Annotated in this window: 15 protein-coding genes; all 15 read left to right on the forward strand. The window is 45.8% G+C overall.

Annotated elements, in window-relative coordinates; genetic code table 11:
- Positions 1 to 145 precede the first annotated feature (145 nt).
- Positions 146 to 925, forward strand: coding sequence for a flagellar basal body L-ring protein FlgH (gene flgH / locus L9Q39_RS04070; RefSeq protein ID WP_237483847.1), 780 nt, complete (start codon positions 146 to 148; stop codon positions 923 to 925).
- 71 nt (positions 926 to 996) lie between these two features.
- The gene (locus L9Q39_RS04075) at positions 997 to 2,088 is read left to right on the forward strand and encodes a flagellar basal body P-ring protein FlgI (RefSeq protein ID WP_237483848.1); all 1,092 of its coding nucleotides are present in this window, start codon (positions 997 to 999) and stop codon (positions 2,086 to 2,088) included.
- Positions 2,089 to 2,099: 11 nt separating this feature from the next.
- The gene (flgJ, locus tag L9Q39_RS04080) at positions 2,100 to 3,095 is read left to right on the forward strand and encodes a flagellar assembly peptidoglycan hydrolase FlgJ (protein WP_237483849.1); all 996 of its coding nucleotides are present in this window, start codon (positions 2,100 to 2,102) and stop codon (positions 3,093 to 3,095) included.
- Between the two features lie 564 nt (positions 3,096 to 3,659).
- Complete coding sequence (locus L9Q39_RS20685) at positions 3,660 to 4,130, forward strand: CPBP family intramembrane glutamic endopeptidase (protein WP_354004651.1); 471 nt, start codon at positions 3,660 to 3,662, stop codon at positions 4,128 to 4,130.
- Between the two features lie 211 nt (positions 4,131 to 4,341).
- Positions 4,342 to 6,222 carry a flagellar hook-associated protein FlgK gene (flgK, locus tag L9Q39_RS04085; RefSeq protein WP_237483850.1) on the forward strand — a complete coding sequence of 627 codons (1,881 nt, stop codon included), beginning with the start codon at positions 4,342 to 4,344 and terminating at the stop codon, positions 6,220 to 6,222.
- A 10-nt stretch (positions 6,223 to 6,232) separates the two neighbouring features.
- Complete coding sequence (gene flgL, locus L9Q39_RS04090) at positions 6,233 to 7,426, forward strand: flagellar hook-associated protein FlgL (RefSeq protein WP_237485498.1); 1,194 nt, start codon at positions 6,233 to 6,235, stop codon at positions 7,424 to 7,426.
- A gap of 509 nt (positions 7,427 to 7,935) precedes the next feature.
- Complete coding sequence (locus L9Q39_RS04095; protein WP_237483851.1) at positions 7,936 to 9,072, forward strand: flagellin; 1,137 nt, start codon at positions 7,936 to 7,938, stop codon at positions 9,070 to 9,072.
- 481 nt (positions 9,073 to 9,553) lie between these two features.
- The gene (locus L9Q39_RS04100; RefSeq protein ID WP_237483852.1) at positions 9,554 to 11,182 is read left to right on the forward strand and encodes an alkaline phosphatase; all 1,629 of its coding nucleotides are present in this window, start codon (positions 9,554 to 9,556) and stop codon (positions 11,180 to 11,182) included.
- Between the two features lie 353 nt (positions 11,183 to 11,535).
- A complete protein-coding gene (locus L9Q39_RS04105) occupies positions 11,536 to 12,669 on the forward strand; it encodes a flagellin (RefSeq protein WP_237483853.1) in 1,134 nt (377 codons plus the stop codon).
- Between the two features lie 316 nt (positions 12,670 to 12,985).
- Entirely contained in the window at positions 12,986 to 14,116 is a 1,131-nt protein-coding gene (locus tag L9Q39_RS04110) for a flagellin (protein WP_237483854.1), read from the forward strand.
- Positions 14,117 to 14,294: 178 nt separating this feature from the next.
- Complete coding sequence (locus L9Q39_RS04115) at positions 14,295 to 14,741, forward strand: flagellar protein FlaG (protein ID WP_237483855.1); 447 nt, start codon at positions 14,295 to 14,297, stop codon at positions 14,739 to 14,741.
- A gap of 48 nt (positions 14,742 to 14,789) precedes the next feature.
- Positions 14,790 to 16,814 (forward strand): flagellar filament capping protein FliD, encoded by a 2,025-nt coding sequence (gene fliD / locus L9Q39_RS04120; RefSeq protein ID WP_237483856.1) that lies wholly within the window; start codon positions 14,790 to 14,792, stop codon positions 16,812 to 16,814.
- A 46-nt stretch (positions 16,815 to 16,860) separates the two neighbouring features.
- The gene (fliT, locus tag L9Q39_RS04125; protein ID WP_237483857.1) at positions 16,861 to 17,178 is read left to right on the forward strand and encodes a flagellar protein FliT; all 318 of its coding nucleotides are present in this window, start codon (positions 16,861 to 16,863) and stop codon (positions 17,176 to 17,178) included.
- 10 nt (positions 17,179 to 17,188) lie between these two features.
- Complete coding sequence (fliS, locus tag L9Q39_RS04130; RefSeq protein ID WP_237483858.1) at positions 17,189 to 17,599, forward strand: flagellar export chaperone FliS; 411 nt, start codon at positions 17,189 to 17,191, stop codon at positions 17,597 to 17,599.
- A gap of 229 nt (positions 17,600 to 17,828) precedes the next feature.
- Positions 17,829 to 19,295: a sigma-54 dependent transcriptional regulator gene (locus tag L9Q39_RS04135; protein WP_237483859.1), complete on the forward strand. Its 1,467-nt coding sequence runs from the start codon at positions 17,829 to 17,831 to the stop codon at positions 19,293 to 19,295.
- Positions 19,296 to 19,315: the final 20 nt, after the last annotated feature.

Consider the following 19,315-nt stretch of genomic DNA (forward strand, 5'->3'; position numbering starts at 1 on the left):
GCTGTAAAGCTATCGCTGTAGCGCAATAGCTCTGATGAAATAGCTCTTACGAAATAGCTCTGACAAAATAGCTCTGACAAAATAGCTGTGTTGAAACAACAGTAAGACAATAGCGGCAAGGTAAATAGTTGAAAGGTAATATGTGATGAAGAAGCTAGTACTAGCCACATTGATGTTAGTGATGGGAGGTTGTGCGCAGTTCAACCCACCCGAAACCATTGATGACGTGGTCGATTCGACCACCACTGTCGATGCGGTTGAGGGCGATCTCTCCCAATCTGATTCAACCGGTCTCGTGGACACCATGCGCGGTCGCACCGATCCGGTGGCTGACGATCCAGCATGGGCGCCAATTCATCCAAAAGCCAAACCGGAGCACTATGCCGCGGCAACAGGTTCTCTGTTCAATACTCACTACGCACGCAATTGGTATGATGATTTCAAGCCACGCCGAGTCGGTGACATCATTACCGTTCAGTTGAACGAAGCCACCAAAGCGGCAAAAAGTGCCGACGCTGACCTGTCAAAATCGAATGACTCCTCCATGGACCCTATCGCCGTAGGTGGACAAGAGATGACAGTGAGTGGCTATAACTTCTCGTACGATCTACAAAGTGACAACAACTTCTCTGGTAATAGCTCAGCAAACCAAAGTAACAGTATCTCGGGCTCCATTACCGTTGAAGTGATTGAAGTGCTATCAAACGGCAACCTCGTGATCCGTGGTGAAAAATGGCTGACATTGAATACCGGCGACGAATATATTCGCCTGAGTGGCACAATCCGTCCCAACGATATTGATTTCGACAATACCATTGCCTCCAACCGCATCTCCAACGCAAGAATTCAATACTCTGGCACTGGAACTCAAAAAGATATGCAGGAACCTGGATTCTTGGCACGATTCTTTAATGTCTCTCTCTAGCAGAGGATATTACGAACATAACGCGGCAAGCCCTCTCAACAGAGGGCTTGTTTCGTTTTATAGGTAACGTTATGAAAAAAATCACATTTTTCCTTTTGTCGCTATTTTTAGTAGCGGCAAACAGCCAGGCGGCACGTATAAAAGACGTGGCAGAAGTTGCCGGAGTCAGAAGTAACCAACTGGTCGGTTATGGTTTAGTGACTGGTTTGCCGGGTACAGGTGAGCAAACGCCGTTCACAGACCAGAGTTTCCGCTCAATGCTGGAAAAATTCGGGATTCAGATGCCGATTGGCTTTAAGCCTAAGTCAAAGAACGTTGCGGCGGTCGTGGTAACGGCAGACTTACCGGCTTTCTCGAAACCGGGGCAGAAAATTGACGTCACCGTTTCCTCAATCGGTGCGGCAAAAAGTCTCCGTGGCGGCACCTTAATGCAGACTTTCTTACAAGGTCTGGATGGTGAAGTGTATGCGGTGGCTCAAGGTAACTTGGTCGTGAGCGGATTTAGCGCCGAAGGTTTGGACGGTTCTAAGATTGTCGGTAACAACCCAGTAGTCGGCATGATTTCTAGTGGTGCCAGTGTTGAACGTGAAGTGCCAAGCCCATTTTCTCGTGGTGACCACATTACCTTTAACTTGCTTGAGTCCGACTTTACCACGGCACAAAATATGGCGAACGCGATTAACGACTTCTTAGGTCCACAAATGGCGACAGCCCTCGACAATACCTCAGTAAAAGTGCGCGCCCCTCGTGATTTAAGCCAACGTGTCGCTTTTCTTTCTGCTATCGAGAATGTCGAATTTAGCACCGCAGACAGTGGCGCTAAGATCATTGTTAACTCACGCACCGGCACTATTGTGGTCGGCAAGCATGTGAAACTAAAACCGGCGGCCGTGACTCATGGCGGTATGACGGTGGCAATCAAAGAAAATCTCAACGTGAGCCAACCAGCACCGTTCTCTGACGGTCAAACCGTGGTGACTCCAGATTCAGAGATCCAAGTCAATGAAGGCTCAGGTAAGATGTTCAAGTTTGAACCTGGACTAACATTGGACGATTTAGTACGGGCGGTAAACGAAGTCGGTGCGGCACCCTCTGACCTCATGGCAATACTGCAAGCATTAAAACAAGCAGGGGCTATTGAAGGCCAACTGATCGTTATCTAGGTAGTAGCACTATGGTTAATAACTCTCAAGACATCGGCTTTATTCACGATATCAGTAGCTTAGATAAGCTTCGTCAGCAAGCGGTAAGCGGTGATAAAGAAGACGACAAAGCGGCACTGCAAGCAGCAGCCCGTCAGTTTGAGTCGATCTTTACCTCCATGATGCTCAAGTCAATGCGTGATGCCAATACGCACTTCGAGTCGGATTTGATGAATGACCAAAATGGTCAATTCTATCGCCAGATGCTCGATGAGCAGATGACCAGTGAGCTGAGCGCCTCAGGTTCTCTCGGCTTAGCAGATATGATTGTTGCTCAGCTTGGAGCAGCAAAAGCAGCGCCTGAAAATTTTGAGCCTAACCGAGAGTTACAGATCCGTAACCAAGCGTTTGATATTGATCGTTCCGATCAATACGACTATAAAAAGGCACGTCGCCGTGCCGCAGAGCTGGGTTTAAATCAATCCGAACCAAAAGTCGCGCACATGGCAGAGGCTCCGGTTGCTGTTCAAACTGCCCCTAAAGCGCGAACAAAAACAATCAGCTTTGACTCCCCAGAGTCTTTTGTTACCTCATTGAAGCCTTATGCTGATAAAGCGGCGAAATCGTTAGGCGTAGAACCATCGTTATTGATCGCTCAAGCCGCGCTTGAAACCGGATGGGGCAAGAAGGTCATCGTCAATAGTCAGGGTAGCAGCAATAACCTATTCAACATCAAAGCAGACCGCAGTTGGAAAGGGGATAAAGTCGCCACCCAGACTTTGGAATATCATCAAAACATTCCAGTCCAAGAGCGCGCCGCGTTCCGTTCTTATGACTCTTATGAACAGAGCTTTAATGACTATGTGGAGTTTTTGAACCGCAACCCAAGATACCAAACCGCGTTAAATCGCAATCAGGGTTCGGAAGCGTTTATCCGTGATATTCATAGTGCCGGCTACGCCACCGACCCAAGCTACGCCGATAAGGTGCTCAGGGTCAAAAACAAAATTGACCAGATGAGTCAATAGGAACTGATTAGGCGACCATTCTGGTCGCTTAATTTTTGAATAATGATATTTACCCTACCAAATCGTATTGATATGGTTTGTAGTAAGAGATAAAAATATTCATTTGATTGGCGTTTGCAGATATATATTGTAGCCTGAAGTTTAAACAACTGATTTTCATGTTCAAACGGGTAAAATTATATGAATTCTTCGGGTAATCAAGGATTAAATACGATAGATAGCCGTTCGTTAGTGATAGTTAAGTTGACGGTGGTCTTCTTAATCTATTACTTTTGCGCTTATCTTTCGGAGAAGAGCTTTTCATATTTTCTCTTTGATATTATATACTTTCAGTACTCCAAAATAATTAACCACATTTATCACGCTTATTATTATATAGTGCATTTGTTTTGTGCATTACTAGCATATAAAATTATCGCCCCTCAAACGACCACTAATAAAATTTCGCAACGATATTGTGACTTCGGATTGATGGTTGTCATTTTTATAACAAGCTCAGTCTTAGTCGCTTTTATAGTTAGCACGATAAGTAGCATGGTGATTGATGACTATAATTTGATCATGATGAATAGTGATAAGCCACTTTTTGCAGTAGATGAACATGGTGTACAGTGGTCATCTGTGGTTATCTCGATGATCTTACACGGACTGCTTTATCCTATCTTAGAAGAATTGTTTTTTAGAAAGACTCTGTTTCAACGCTTGAGTGAAACGACTTCGATAAAATTATCGTTTGTTATTAGCAGCGTATGCTTTGCTTTAATCCATAATAATATGATATCTGCTTTAGTTGCTTCTTTTTTTCTCTGCTATATTTATTTAAAATTTGGATTTTTCGCGGTCATTATCTGCCACGGAATTCACAATCTGTTTATTCTATTTATATATTTGGTCTATTTTTACTTTAACGATCACCACATGTTGGTGTGGAATGTGATTTCCAATAATATGATCTATTTTCCACTGCTGTTGATTTTGAATATGGTATTAATATTGCTATATAAACTCAGAACTTCTGGATTACTTCGACATTGAATTTGGAGTATTGCTGTTGTTGGTAAGAGTTTACTTTTCGAACCTCGGCTTACTTTTAGAAACGAAGCCCCTCTTTCTTACCATTGAAATTCTCTCTTTTTAATACATTGCATCTGAACTATTTTTATTTGGCACACATATTGCTTTACTCTTACTAAGAACGTGTAATTAATCAATTTATTACGCAATTATAGTGTTTTTTGGGGGCGATATGGCGTCAGATCTTCTGAACTTGGGTACACAAAGTGTGCTAACAGCTCAGAGACAACTCGGCACAACGGGTCATAACATTTCTAATGCAAATACAGAGGGTTACAGCCGGCAATCTGTGATTCAAGGCACCTCTGATCCTCGTATGTATGGTGGACAAACCTACGGTATGGGCGTGCATGTGGAAAATGTTCGCCGCTCATGGGATCAATTTGCCGTCAAAGAACTCAACATGGCGACGACGCAGATGCATAGTCGCGAGGAGAATCTGACCAATCTAGATGTGATGTCGGGAATGTTGTCTTCTCAAGCATCGAAAAAAATCCCTGAAACTCTGAATGATTGGTTTTCCTCGGTGAAAACCTTGGCCGATACCCCCAATGATGTCGGTGCTCGTAAGGTTGTGTTGGAGAAGGCAAATCTTGTCCGCCAAACCATGAACAACTTTCACGAAACGATCAGACAGCAGTCGGATACCGCCAATGACAAGTTGAATATGGGTATTGAACGCGTCAACCAGTTAGCTATGGAGATCCGTGATGTTCATCGTCTAATGATGCGAACGCCGGGTCCACACAACGATCTTATGGATAACCATGAGAAGCTCATTCGTGAGTTGTCTCAGTACACCAAAGTCACCATCACGCCTACTCAGCATGAGGACGGATTTAACGTCCATATTGGTAATGGTCATACCCTTGTTGCCGGCTCTGAAGCGAGCCAGTTGAAGATGATCGAAGGCTCGCCCGACGTTCACCAACGCCGCTTAGCTATGGTTGAAGGTAGGGCGATTAAGCCGATACATTCCACTGAAATTGGCGGAAAGTTAGAGAGCATGTTCAAGTTCCGGGATGAAGAATTACCTTATATCCATGATGAACTGGGCCGTCTCGCTACGACTTTCGCGTTTGAAGTCAACAAACTCCAAAACCAAGGTCTTGACCTTGATGGTCAAGTCGGTGCGAATATTTTTGTTGATGTGAACAGTGATCATCTTGCGACTTCTCGAGTCGTAAAAGAGGGCGCATCACAAGCGGATGTTGCGGTGTTTATCGCCAATCCCGACAAAATTATTGGTGGAGAGTACAGCCTTAAGTTTGATGGCAGCCAATATTTGGTCACTAAACCGGACGGTCAAGTGGACAAGATGGACCTCAACATTGACGGTCGAGCTTTCTACTTAGATGGCATGGTCATTGATATGCGCAACCCGCCACAAGTGGGCGAGAAGTTACTGATTCGTCCAACGCGTAATGGTGCGGCGCAATTGCAGATGGCGACCTCGGACCCTCGCACGTTGGCCACTCACAGTTTTGAGGCTTCGACCACAGAAGCTCAGGGTAGTGCTAGATTTACCATTCATTCCGCAGGACAACTGCGAGAGTTTGAAATTATTATCTCGCCAACCGGGCAGGAATTTGCCGTGACGGATAAGTCGGGCAATGTATTGTTGACTCCACAGCCTTACCCACCGCTAGAACCCGTTACGGTATTAGGCACGACATTCGAATTGTCGCAAGGGGCGTTGGCGAATGACAAATTCACCGCCAACTTAAACCCATCAGAAGGCGATAACGGCAACTTGCGTAAGCTATTAGAGCTGCAAAACGGCAAAGTGGCAAACCAAGGCGAATCCACCCTCATCGAGCTCTATCACAACCTAAATACCGACGTGGCATTGAAAACCTCGACGGCGACTCGTTTGCAGGAAGTCGCCAAGCTTGAACATGAAGCGGCGCAAAGTCGTGTTGCCTCGATATCTGGGGTTAACCTTGATGAAGAAGCGGCCAATATGATGAAGTTTCAGCAAGCGTATATGGCGTCATCGCGGGTGATGCAGGCGGCGAATGAAACGTTTGATGCCATTTTGGCACTAAGGTAGGTGAGGGATGATGTTAAATCGAATTTCCAGTTTTCATAACTACCAAAGCGTACAAAACGATTTGCGTAACCAAGAAAACAAGATCCACCATAATCAGGCGCAGTTAGCTTCCGGCAAACAGTTGCAAAAACCGTCGGATGATCCGTTGGCGACTCACTATATTCAGAAAGTGAACCAGCAGACGGAAATGCTTGATCAGTATGGCGACGCCATTGTTCTATCACGTAACCGTTTAGAGCAATCGGAAGTAATGTTACGAGAAACGGAGCAGTTTACCGATCAGGCGAAACGCATCACGATGCAATCGATCAACGGTGCATTGTCTATGACGGATCGCCACGCGCATATCAAAGAAATGAAAGAGATAGCGCGTAATTTTATCGCGATTGCCAATGCACAAGACGAGTCAGGCAACTACACGTTTGCCGGCACCAAGAGCAGCACCCAACCTTTCCTTCATAATGCCGATGGAGACATCACTTATCAGGGAGATGGTTATCACCGTCGCATGAAAATATCGAACAGTTTAGAAGTGCCGACCAGCATGCCAGGTGATCGCCTGTTTATGGATATCACCAACCCACTGGGCGATTATAAAGCGGACTATAAATTGCAGAGCGGCTCTGAGTTACTGCTGCAAAAAGCGACCAATAGCAGCGGCAATGATAACGGCAGTTACCGCGTGACGTTTGTCGACATGGGTAACGAAAAGTTTGGCTACCAGTTAGAGCGTAATGGTTCGGTCGTGGATGCCGGTGATTATGAGCCGACCCAAGGTGTCACTTATAACGGGTTAACTGTCGAGCTTACCGGGCAGGTGACAGCGGGCGATGTCGTTGAACTCAAACCGCAAGCGACGTATAGCATCTTTGAGGCATTTCGCGATGCGGAGATCAATCTGGACAAAGAAGTCTCAGATGCGTCTGCAACGGCCAATTTACACCAGGTTACGGAACGATTTCAGCAAGCGTTCTTGCACCTTACCCAAGCAAGAACAGAAGTCGGTACACAATTGAATACCTTAGATGTACAAGAGGTCCAGCATGAAGATTTTAAAATCTCGCTGGCTCGTTCAAAAAGTACCTTTGAAGATTTGGATTATGCAAAAGCCGTGATTGAGTTTGAAGAAAACTCACGAGCGCTGCAGGCGTCACAGCTTGCGTTTGGTAAGACAAAAGATTTAACCCTGTTTAACTATTTATAGTCGATTTTTTTATAGTCGATTTTTCTTTGCCATTGATTTTTGATGGCAACAGAGCAGATGTTTAAAGCCTCGGTTGCCGAATGTGCGATGCCATCCGAGCAGAGGCAACATTGAACGGATACTCATGGAGTCAATCTCATTGAGAAGAACGGCACTGAGTAAACGTCACTGAGTAAAACAGCGGCAACAGTTGCTTGCCGCTTATACAATAAAAGGCAAAGGGTTAAAAACAAGAATTGCTGATAAGATATTGAAAAATATCATTTTAAAACAACATTTAATAATTATTTGTATTTTGGCACGCATATTGTATTAACTTAAGCATAGCAATTTTGTTTGCCGCCTAGCGCAGAGAGGCGAGAGGTGAACAGAACAAAGTTATTACGAAAGATACTCCCCCTGATACGGGGTATCAGGTGGATATTGACGGTCAGTGCTTCTGCTAAGAAGTATGCCTGACCGTTTCGCAATCCAACTTGAACGCTTGCGAACTCATTTAGGAGAGCAAAATGGCAGTAACAGTAAGCACTAACGTCTCGGCGATGACCGCTCAGCGTTACCTGAATAAAGCGTCAGATGAATTGAATACGTCAATGGAACGTCTTTCATCTGGTCACAAGATCAACAGCGCAAAAGATGACGCTGCCGGTCTACAAATTTCTAACCGTTTGACCGCTCAATCTCGTGGTTTGGATGTGGCAATGCGCAATGCCAATGATGGTATTTCGATTGCTCAAACTGCAGAAGGGGCAATGAATGAGTCAACGTCAATCATGCAACGTATGCGTGATTTGGCGATTCAATCTTCAAACGGCACCAATACCGCTGCTGAGCGCACTGCCATCAACGAAGAGTCGAATGCACTGCAAGCAGAACTTAACCGTATTGCAGAAACAACCTCTTTTGGTGGTCGTCGTCTACTTAATGGTACATTTGGTGATGCGTCATTCCAGATTGGTGCTAACTCAGGTGAAGCCTTGATTATGGGACTAACCAGTATCCGTGCCGATGATTACCGCATGGGCGGCACTACTTTCACCGCTGAAAATGGTAAAGGTGCAGGCTGGGAAGTCAATCAAGAGAACAGCGACCTTAAGTTTGAATTCCTGACCAAAGCTGGCGAAGAAATCAGTATTGATATCTTTGCTAAAGCAGGTGACGATATTGAAGAGTTGGCCAGTTATATCAACGGTCAATCTGATATGATTAATGCTTCTGTAGGTGATAACGGTGAACTACAAATCTTTGTAGCAGAGCCTAACCTTGAAGGTGCTATGTCGATTTCAGGCGGTCTTGCCTCTGATCTCGGTATAAAAAGCGAAGGCAAGCAAACGACGGTTCAAGATATTGATATGACGTCAGTTGCTGGCTCGCAAAACGCAATTTCTGTGATTGACTCAGCGTTACGCTATGTGGATTCACAGCGCTCTGATTTAGGTGCAAAACAAAACCGCCTAAGTCACAGCATTAACAACTTAGCCAACGTACAAGAAAACGTGGATGCGTCAAACAGCCGCATTAAAGATACCGATTTTGCTAAAGAGACCACGGCGATGACGAAAGCCCAAATCTTGCAGCAAGCTGGTACCTCGATTCTTGCACAAGCTAAACAGTTGCCTAACTCTGCAATGTCCTTACTACAATAATCGTAGTCAGCCATGACAGGTTTAAGTGAATGTTACTCCGCCAGACGTGGCAATAGTAACCTTTACTTGGCAAGCATACTTAGTCGGCGTTTGAGGGCTCTCTCTCTCACCCTGCCTGATAACTAAAGCTAAGTATGTCGGATAGCCGGAATGTGTTCATTTCTCTGATCTCCACAGGCAGGCTTCCAACCAGCCCCAGTTCTCTCAAAGGAAAAGGGGCTTTTTTTCGTCTGTAATTTGCGGTTTTTGTTTGTTATCTAGCGTGTTTTGCCAATCGACATAAACCCACGCAATGCATTTTCGTTTCATTTCTTCATATTTTTCCTGCTAGCAATCAAGAATTTACCTACACTAACGGGTCTGGTGTCCTGTCGGTTTTAGGGTGATTTATACAGTAATTCCAGTTTTCGATTTATTTTAATAAAAAAGTCATATCGCTTACTTAGGTTGGAGGCAATTTCAATCAAGTAAGGACACTAACGTGAACTTGTATCAACGTCTTATACCATTAACCGTGGCTTCATCTTTACTATTAGCTGGCTGTAACAGTGACGATAGTGCGACGGAACAGCAACTAGAAACGTCGACCAAGAAAAATATCATTCTTATGATTACCGATGGTGCCAGTGATGGCGCTTGGGATATTGCGAGCTTTTGGCAACATGGCGAACTGCTTAATGACACTTATCCCTACAATGCGCTGGATACGCGTTACGCAATGAGTACCTATGCCCTCAATGGCAACTCTGCACCTGATACCAGCGAAAACTGTGACGCATCCACGTATGCTGAAGGGTTTGGTTACGATCCTGAACAAGCGGCAAGCGATAAAGCGACCGATGCGACGACATTTACCCAGATGCAGGTTCTCGCTTATTCAGACGTCACCGGGACTCATGAACTGTGTCTTAATCCAGAGCAAGGAATGGGCTGTTCGGTGGTTATGTATGGGGAGTTGCCTATCACCATTTACGCTAACGAGGTTAATTTAACCTTCGAAGCCTACGAATATATCAACACCAATTATACCGATTCAGCGGCGTCTGGGACGGCATTCGCGACCGGTGAGTCCACTTATAATGGGGCGATTAGCGTTGATAACTGTGGCAATACCTTGCTGCCTATCACGGCGTATGCCAAAGATCATGGACTTGCCACGGGTATTGTCTCCAGCGTTCAGTTCTCCCACGCTACACCGGCGGTGTTTGGTGCCAACAATACTTCACGTAGCAATACCGATGTTATTGGCTCCGATCTTCTGAATAACGGTCATTTGGATCTGATTATGGGATCGGGTCATCCGTTGTTTGATGAAAATGGTGAGTCGCAAGAGGCCGATTATAGTTACATTGAAGCGCAGTCATGGCAGTCGTTGCAACAGGGTGAACTGGTATCGAAAACTCATCAAAAAGCATGGACTTTCATTGATTCTAAAGACAGTTTTGAGGCATTAGCCAATCAATCAGCCGATGAAGAAATGCTATCGGGTCCTTTGATTGGTCTAGTACAAAACAACGCGACATTACAGCAGTCACGTACGCTCTGTTCCGATGAGGACGCTGCTGTTGCGTTTGCATGTTCTTATGTTGAAAACGTTCCTAGCCTTGCCACAATGACAACTGGAGCGCTCAACTATTTGTCCCAAAATGACAAGGGTTTATTTGTGATGATTGAAGGTGGCGCGGTGGATTGGGCGGCGCATGCCAACGATACAGCGCGAATTATCGAAGAACAAGTCGACTTCAATGACGCAGTAAAAGCGGCGTACGATTGGGTGGAAGAAAATAGCAACTGGGATGAAACCTTGCTGATTGTCACCACCGATCATGGTAACTCGTTTGTGCTGGGCGCGTCGTCTGACCAAGCGGTGTATGATCCTGTCGCGATGACAGCCAAAGAACAGATGCCAGAAGTGAAATATTACAGTGGCTCTCATACTAATGAGTTGGTACGTTTTTATGCCAAGGGAATGGACAGCGAACGTTTTGCTGACTACGTGATCGGCAAAGATGACAACTATCCAAACCACTACCGCCATACTGGCGCAGATGGCAGCTACTTCCAAAACAAGCATGTTTTTAATGTAGTGAAAGATATTCTCGACCAATAGTGTTGAGCAAAATACGCTTTTGTTGGCCGCTTGATTATCAAGCGGCCTTTTTTATGGCGGAATCCTAATGGGAGTGATTGGCTTTATTGGATGATTTCGGGGCTAAAATATCGAGTTAAAAATCCCGTGAAACCGGATGTTTTCGGCGTGATTTTGATTAACTTTAGCAACAAATTGCCTTTACTGAACTGTTTGATTAAAACTTGGCCAAGTGACGTTTTTTTCTGATTTTTTTCCGTTTTTTTCTAAAGGTTTTTTCGGCTGAGTCGTTAAACGAAGTAACTTTGAGAGAACTACTTGGTTTTCCGAGACGTCGGAAACCGCTACACCGGAAAATCAATTGGAGAAACACAATGGCTGTAAATGTAAACACTAACGTATCGGCAATGACCGCTCAACGTTACCTAAACAACGCAAACCAAGCGCAAAACGCGTCGATGGAACGTCTATCTTCTGGCTTCAAAATCAACAGCGCAAAAGATGACGCAGCGGGCCTACAAATCTCAAACCGTTTGAACGTTCAAAGCCGTGGTCTTGACGTCGCGGTGCGTAACGCCAATGACGGTATCTCGATTGCACAAACCGCAGAAGGTGCAATGAACGAGACCACCAACATTCTACAACGTATGCGTGATCTGTCTTTGCAATCATCAAATGGTTCAAACTCAAAATCAGAGCGTGTTGCGATTCAAGAAGAAGTGACTGCACTGAACGACGAACTCAACCGTATTGCAGAAACCACGTCTTTTGGTGGTAACCGTCTACTGAACGGTACTCACGGCACCAAATCTTTCCAAATCGGCTCTGACAATGGTGAAGCGGTGATGCTAAGCCTGCGTGATATGCGTTCAGACAACGAAATGATGGGTGGCGCAAGCTATCAAGCGGTCAATGGCAAAGGTAAAGATTGGGAAGTGGCTAGCGGTGCTAACGACCTGACTATCTCATTGACAGATTCTTTCGGTGCAGAGCAAGAAATTACAATCAACGCGAAAGCGGGCGACGATATCGAAGAATTGGCGACGTACATCAACGGTCAAACAGACCTAGTCAAAGCGTCAGTGAACGAAGATGGTCAGCTACAAGTGTTCGCAGGCAACAACAAAGTTGACGGCGCAGTGAGCTTTTCAGGCGGTCTTGCTGGTGAGCTAGACATGGGTGAAGGCAAAGCGGTGACCGTTGATACCATCGACGTGACGTCTGTGGGTGGTGCACAAGAGTCGGTAGCGATTATTGATGCAGCACTAAAGTATGTGGATAGCCACCGTGCGGAGCTGGGTGCATTCCAAAACCGTTTCGACCATGCGATCAACAACCTAGATAACATCAACGAAAACGTGAACGCATCGAAGAGCCGTATCAAAGATACCGACTTTGCGAAAGAAACAACGTCAATGACGAAGAGCCAGATCCTATCTCAAGCATCAAGCTCCATCTTGGCGCAAGCGAAACAGGCACCAAACTCGGCACTAAGCCTACTTGGCTAATCGTTTTAGCGTTTATTATTCGTAAAGCTCGTAGTACCGATAAAGCTCGTATTACGTATAACGCTCGTAGTACCAATAAAACGAGATTACAAAATAAACAGATTACCAATAAAAACCAGAGCTTCGGCTCTGGTTTTGTTTTTGGATCGAAGTCACAAGTCATCAATCAATTGAATTAATTGCCAAAAAATCCATTTTTTTTCCTAAAGCTTCTCTAGTAATCGCCGTTAAAGGGATTGAGAGAAATGAAATTAGGTGTGCCAATGTGAGGTGAGAGACACGGCGGCCACTAACCTATATGCCTAAGGAGATCAGAATGGCAATTAATGTAAATACCAATGTATCTGCAATGACCGCTCAGCGTTATCTAAATAATGCTGCGGAAGGTACTCAAAAATCAATGGAGCGTTTGTCTTCTGGCTATAAAATCAATAGCGCAAAAGACGATGCTGCAGGTCTACAAATTTCTAACCGTTTGACGTCACAGAGCCGTGGTTTAGACATGGCGGTGAAGAATGCGAATGACGGTATTTCTATCGCGCAAACCGCAGAAGGTGCAATGGATGAAAGTACTAACATCCTGCAACGTATGCGTGACCTATCACTTCAATCTTCTAACGGTTCAAACTCAAAGTCTGAGCGTGTCGCGATTCAAGAAGAAGTCACTGCACTTAACGACGAACTAAACCGTATTGCTGAAACCACTTCTTTCGGTGGCAACCGCCTACTTAACGGTACTTATGGTACTCAGTCTTTCCAAATCGGTGCTGACTCAGGCGAAGCGGTACAGCTAAGCATGGGCAACCTACGTTCTGACAACAAGGACATGGGCGGCAAGAGCTACGCAGCACAAGAAGGTAAAGGCGCAGATTGGGCAGTGAGCAAAGGCGCTGACCTAACCATGAGCTACACCAACAAGCAAGGTGAAGCGGTTGAGCTGTCTATCTCTGCGAAAGAAGGCGATGACATTGAGCAGCTTGCGACTTACATCAACGGTCAAAGTGATGATGTAAAAGCCTCTGTGGGCGAAGATGGCAAAATGCAATTGTTTGCTTCTACGCAAAAAGTGGAAGGTGCTGTTGAGTTTGGTGGTTCTCTAGCGACTGAACTCGATTTAGGTGAAGGCAAAGATGTTACCGTTAAAGATATCGACGTAACAACGGTTGCGGGCGCTCAAGAAGCAGTGGCTATCATCGACGGTGCGCTTAAGAATGTTGACTCTCAACGTGCGTCTTTAGGTGCATTCCAAAACCGTTTTGACCACGCGATCAATAACCTAAGTAACATCAACGAAAACGTGAATGCTTCTAACAGCCGAATCAAAGACACTGATTACGCGAAAGAAACCACCGCGATGACGAAGAGCCAAATCTTGCAACAAGCAAGTACGTCTATTCTTGCTCAAGCTAAGCAGTCTCCATCTGCTGCTCTAAGCCTACTAGGCTAAGTACTACCTTAGACCAAGAGCTTTCTAGACCACCGATAAGTCGTTTGGTCTAGAGGCTTAGACAATGGGGTGAGCGGTGAAGCAGGTAACTGCTAAGCTGCTGGCTCTGTTGACGTCACTGAGGGAAACTATTAACCCAAAAGGTAGATAGCAGAGGTTAAGAACGGGAGATTAGACTATGGATATTGCATCCTACGCATCGAACATTCAGCCTTTTTCCTCATCTAGTGGCACAGAAATTGCTTCAAAAAATACCAAGGCGAGTGAAGTGCCGCTTGAAGCCGACAGTCAGACCGTTGTCCGACAAGCAGAGGCGTCAAGCAGTACTGAAAGCGACAAGCTAGCCGAAAGGCAGGCAGCAGAAGTTATTCAACGTATGGCAGCGTTCCGAGAAGATCTTAATGAATCGGAACGGGAAAAGATGGTTGAGAAGATCGGTGAGTTTTTAACGGAGATGAATACAGGTTTGTCCTTTCGTACCGATGAAGACTCCGGTCGAGATATTGTGACCGTTTATGCCAAGGATAGCGGCGATATTATTCGTCAAATTCCTAATGAAGAACTTTTGGATGTCCTCAATCGTCTTGAGCGTCATGGTTCAATGACCATAGATATGATGGTTTAGTCTCGATTCATTAGAATCGAACTCAGTATTTTTAATTGAAGCGGTTTGGTGAATATGGGTCCAATAGGCATGTCGTCTGGGATGGATATCAACTCCATGGTAAGCAAAATAGTTGATGCAGAGCGTGTGCCTAAACAGCAACGTATCAATTACGCGCGTGATCAAGTTGATGCCAGTATCAGTGCTTATGGTCGACTCAGAGAGTCACTAGATACGATGAAAAATCTGATGGCAAACTTTCGTCAGGAAAAAGCGTTTGCAACACGCAGCGTGAATACTTCTGAGGATAGTGTGGTGTCGGCAACCGCAACAACCGATGCGATTGCCGGTAACTACGCCGTCGATGTATTGCAGCTTGCCCAAAGCCATAAGATAGCCTCGGATCCCATTCCAGAGGACATCAAATTTGGTCCCGGCAAGCTGCAAATTTCTCTAGGTGACGATAGTTTTGACCTCTCGGTTGGCAAATATTCCAAGCTAACCGACATCGTTCGATCCATTAATGGCTCGCGCAGCAACCCCGGGGTGCGTGCGTCGGTGATTAAGGATATGGATGGTCCACGCCTTATTATTGCCGCCAACCAGTCTGGCGCGGAAAAATCAATTTCTATTAACGTGCAAGCGGAGCCGGAAAGCGAGCTGCAACGTTTCGAATATAAAACCCTAGAGCAACGCGTCGCGGACTTAGAATCCGCACAAGCTAACGTCGTGGCTTTAGCCAATAACATCACGCCAGAAGAGGCGGCGGCGCAAATAGCAAGTGAATCTCCTGAGCGTGTTGATTCAGCGGATGCGTCACAGAATCCAGATTCATTATCGACACAACAAGCGGCTCAGTCAGCGAACGATCCTCAAACGCTAACCGAAGAGTCGTCCGCATCACAGCAAGAATTCACGCAACAAGATTTAATTCAACAACAGCAAGCACAACAGCAACTCGCACAACAAGCGGCAATTTCTGGCCGCCCTGAAGATATGATCCCCGGTTGGACTAATACCGCCTCGGGGACATTGATGGATTCCTACCGTCATCCTGAACCAGAACTTGACGATATCGCTTTAGAAAAATCAACACAGGTTCCGGGCTGGAGCAATACCGCCTCAGGGACATTGACCGACTCTTATGTCACGGTTAATGAAGCGCAGGCGAAGCTAGATGAAGAGTTGGCGCAAGAGAAGCAGGAAATTGAGCAGGCAGTGGTCAAAGGTGAAATAACCGAAGAACAGGCCAAGCAGATTGAGCGCAGTAAGCTCGAGCCAGAAGAGATAGAACGCCTAGAAAAAGTCGAAGTCGCTCAACAAGAGTTGCAACAAGCTCAGCAAGCGGTGAGGACTTATCAGGGGATGAGCCAAGTTCAAGCGGCGCAAGATTCCGTCGTGGTCCTCGATGGCGTGGCAAAATTAGCGAGTCACAACAATGTCATTGAAGATGCCATTGAAGGGGTAGACTTGACCCTAAAAGGCACCACCAAACCCGGAGAGCGAGCGTCGGAAATTGGGGTGGAATATGACCGAAATAGTGTTCGTGCCGATATTGAACAGTTTGTTGCGGCTTACAATCAATTTTTCCAGGTCTCACAACAGCTTTCCAAGGTGGACCCAGTAACCGGACAAGCCGGTCCCCTTGCTGGCGACAGCATTGTACGAAGTGCGGATAGCCGACTTAAATCGGTGTTCTCTAGCACTATCGAGCAAGCTCCGCCAGACATTCAATCGCTCACAGAGTTCGGTATTACCACCACTAGGCAAGGTAATCTTGAAATCAACTACCAGATGCTCGACAAGCAGCTGAATAATAACTTTAACAAGTTAGAAGACTTTTTTGGCGGCAACCAAGGCTTTGCCAAAAAAGTGGAAGATGCCATCCACAGTCTGACGGGTGTGACGGGGTCGATTCGGACGCGAGAAAAGAGTTTAGGTGAACAAAATTATCGGTTAAATGACGACCAAGACAAGCTAGACCGACGCATGGATTCGTTACAGCAGCGTACGCACGATAAGTTCAGTGCGATGCAAGACGCGACCAGCAAGATGCAGGCACAACTGTCGGGTTTGATGAATGGTCTGGCTTAATAAATGGTCTCGCTAGATGAATCGCTTAGCCACAAGGTAACCGGTGATGAATGATGAGCTCAAGCAACGTATCGCAGCATTGTGTGATCTAGATCGCCAATTGTTTGATCTGTTGCAGAAAAATGAATTAGAGACTGAAGAAATCACCCATCTGGTCGATAAAAGACAACAGCATATACATTACTTGATTGCCTTCGGGGAGCAGCATGCCGACCTGAAACAGACTTCGCAGTGGTTGCAAATCGTCAAATCGACCCAGCAAATCAGTGAGTTAATGCAATCAAAAACACAGCAATTAGGACTGACGTTGCAAAAGGTTCGCCACGGCAACAAGTCCATAAAGCAGTACCAGAAATTTATTTGAGAGGTTAGTGATGCGCGGTTCATTACAAGCATATAAGAAAGTATCTGTCGATAGTCAGCTCAGTGCGGCATCGCCTCACAAAGTGATCCAGATGTTGATGGGTGGCGCAATCGAGCGCTTGATTCAAGCCAAAGCAGCAATGGAGCAGGGGAACATTCCTGTGAAAGGCGAGCGTATTGGTAAAGCGCTGGATATCATCATTGCGCTTCGCAGTTGCCTGTCGATGAGTGATGGTGGTGATATTGCCAGTAACCTAGACCAATTGTATGAATTTATGATTAGCCAGATCACCGCCGCGAACCATGAAAACAATCCTGCGCCTATTGACGATGTGATCGAGATTATTCGTGAGATCAAATCGGCTTGGGATCAAATCCCTCAAGACTTCCACAACTTAACTGCTCAAGAAGTTGGCATCTAAACCGTTTTGCCTTGAAAAGTGATAGTCACTCAGTTGCTATATTAAAACAATGCCAATAGAATAGATGCCATTCTTAGCCGAATGGCATTGTTTTATCCCGCTACCCGTTTTATAACTCATTCATTTTATTTATAAAACGCCAACGTCAATAATATTAATTTTGATTATAATTAAAATGACAAAAATTTGACGCTAGGTGGCTCCACTATCAAGGCGCGATTTCTGATTCATGCAAGACTTAGCAAAACTTCTGGTGATTGCTGACGATGCTCAGGCCCGTGCGAATCTCAATATTGTATTGGAGTTCGTAGGCCAGCACTGTCTAGTCGTCTCGTCCGAACAGATAGAACAGATCGATTGGTCTCAGTCGTGGGCTGCTTGTATCGTGGGCGCTCTTGCCAGTCCGAAGTTATCGAAAGACCTGTTAGGGCGATTGCATCAAGCCAATCATATCCCTCTGCTCGTGACGAGTAAGTTTACTGGTGCGGTTGAACCTCTCACCAACTTTGTAGGCGAATTGGAATTCCCTTTAAATTATCCTCAGCTAAGCGATGCCTTGCGTCACTGCCAAGAATTTTTGGGGCGTAAAGGGCTGCAAGTTCCTGCCAATTCAAGAAAAAACACCCTATTTCGCAGTCTAGTCGGGCAGAGTTCTGGTATTCAAGATGTTCGTCACCTGATCGAACAGGTCTGTGGCTCTGAAGCGAATGTTTTGATTTTGGGCGAGTCCGGGACAGGTAAAGAAGTCGTGGCACGTAATGTCCATTATCACTCTAGCCGTCGCAAAGGTCCGTTTGTTCCCGTTAACTGTGGTGCGATTCCTGCTGACCTGCTGGAAAGCGAGCTGTTTGGTCATGAGAAAGGCGCGTTCACGGGAGCGATTACCTCACGTAAAGGGCGCTTTGAGCTCGCCGAGGGCGGTACGCTATTTCTGGATGAGATTGGCGATATGCCAATGTCGATGCAGGTTAAATTATTACGCGTTCTGCAAGAGCGAGTGTTTGAGCGAGTTGGCGGCACGTCGGTCATCAAAGCCAATGTCCGTATCGTTGCAGCGACTCACCGTAATCTGGAACAGATGATTGAGAATGGCGATTTTAGAGAAGATCTTTACTATCGTTTGAATGTATTCCCAATCGAGATGCCGTCGTTAAGAGAGCGCAAAGAAGATATTCCGCTATTGCTTCAAGAGCTGCTTGCTCGCACAGAAGCAGAAGGAGGACAACCGATCTGTTTTGCTCCTCGCGCCGTCAACTCGTTAATGGAACATGACTGGCCGGGCAATGTTCGTGAACTGGCGAACCTTGTGGAGCGAATGGTGATCCTCTACCCAAACAGTTTGGTGGATGTGAATCACCTACCGGTAAAATATCGTTATAGCGATATCCCCGAGTTCCAGCCCGAAAAGAACAGCTATAAGACCATTGAAGAGCAAGAACGAGAAGCGCTCGACAGCATTTTTGCTGACAACTTTGCGTTTGATGAACCCGAATTTGAAGCTTATCAAGCCACCGGTCCTGAAGAGTTACCGCCCGAGGGCGTCAACTTGAAAGAGATGCTCGCCGATTTAGAAGTGAGCATGATTAATCAGGCGCTGGATGCACAAAATGGCATCGTCGCTCGTGCCGCTGATATGCTCGGTATGCGCCGAACCACATTGGTTGAGAAGATGCGTAAATACGATCTCAATCGGTAGTGCTTGTCGAGAAATAGTGC

Origin of the sequence: Vibrio hippocampi (assembly GCF_921292975.1) — a bacterium.
Taxonomy (GTDB): domain Bacteria; phylum Pseudomonadota; class Gammaproteobacteria; order Enterobacterales; family Vibrionaceae; genus Vibrio; species Vibrio hippocampi.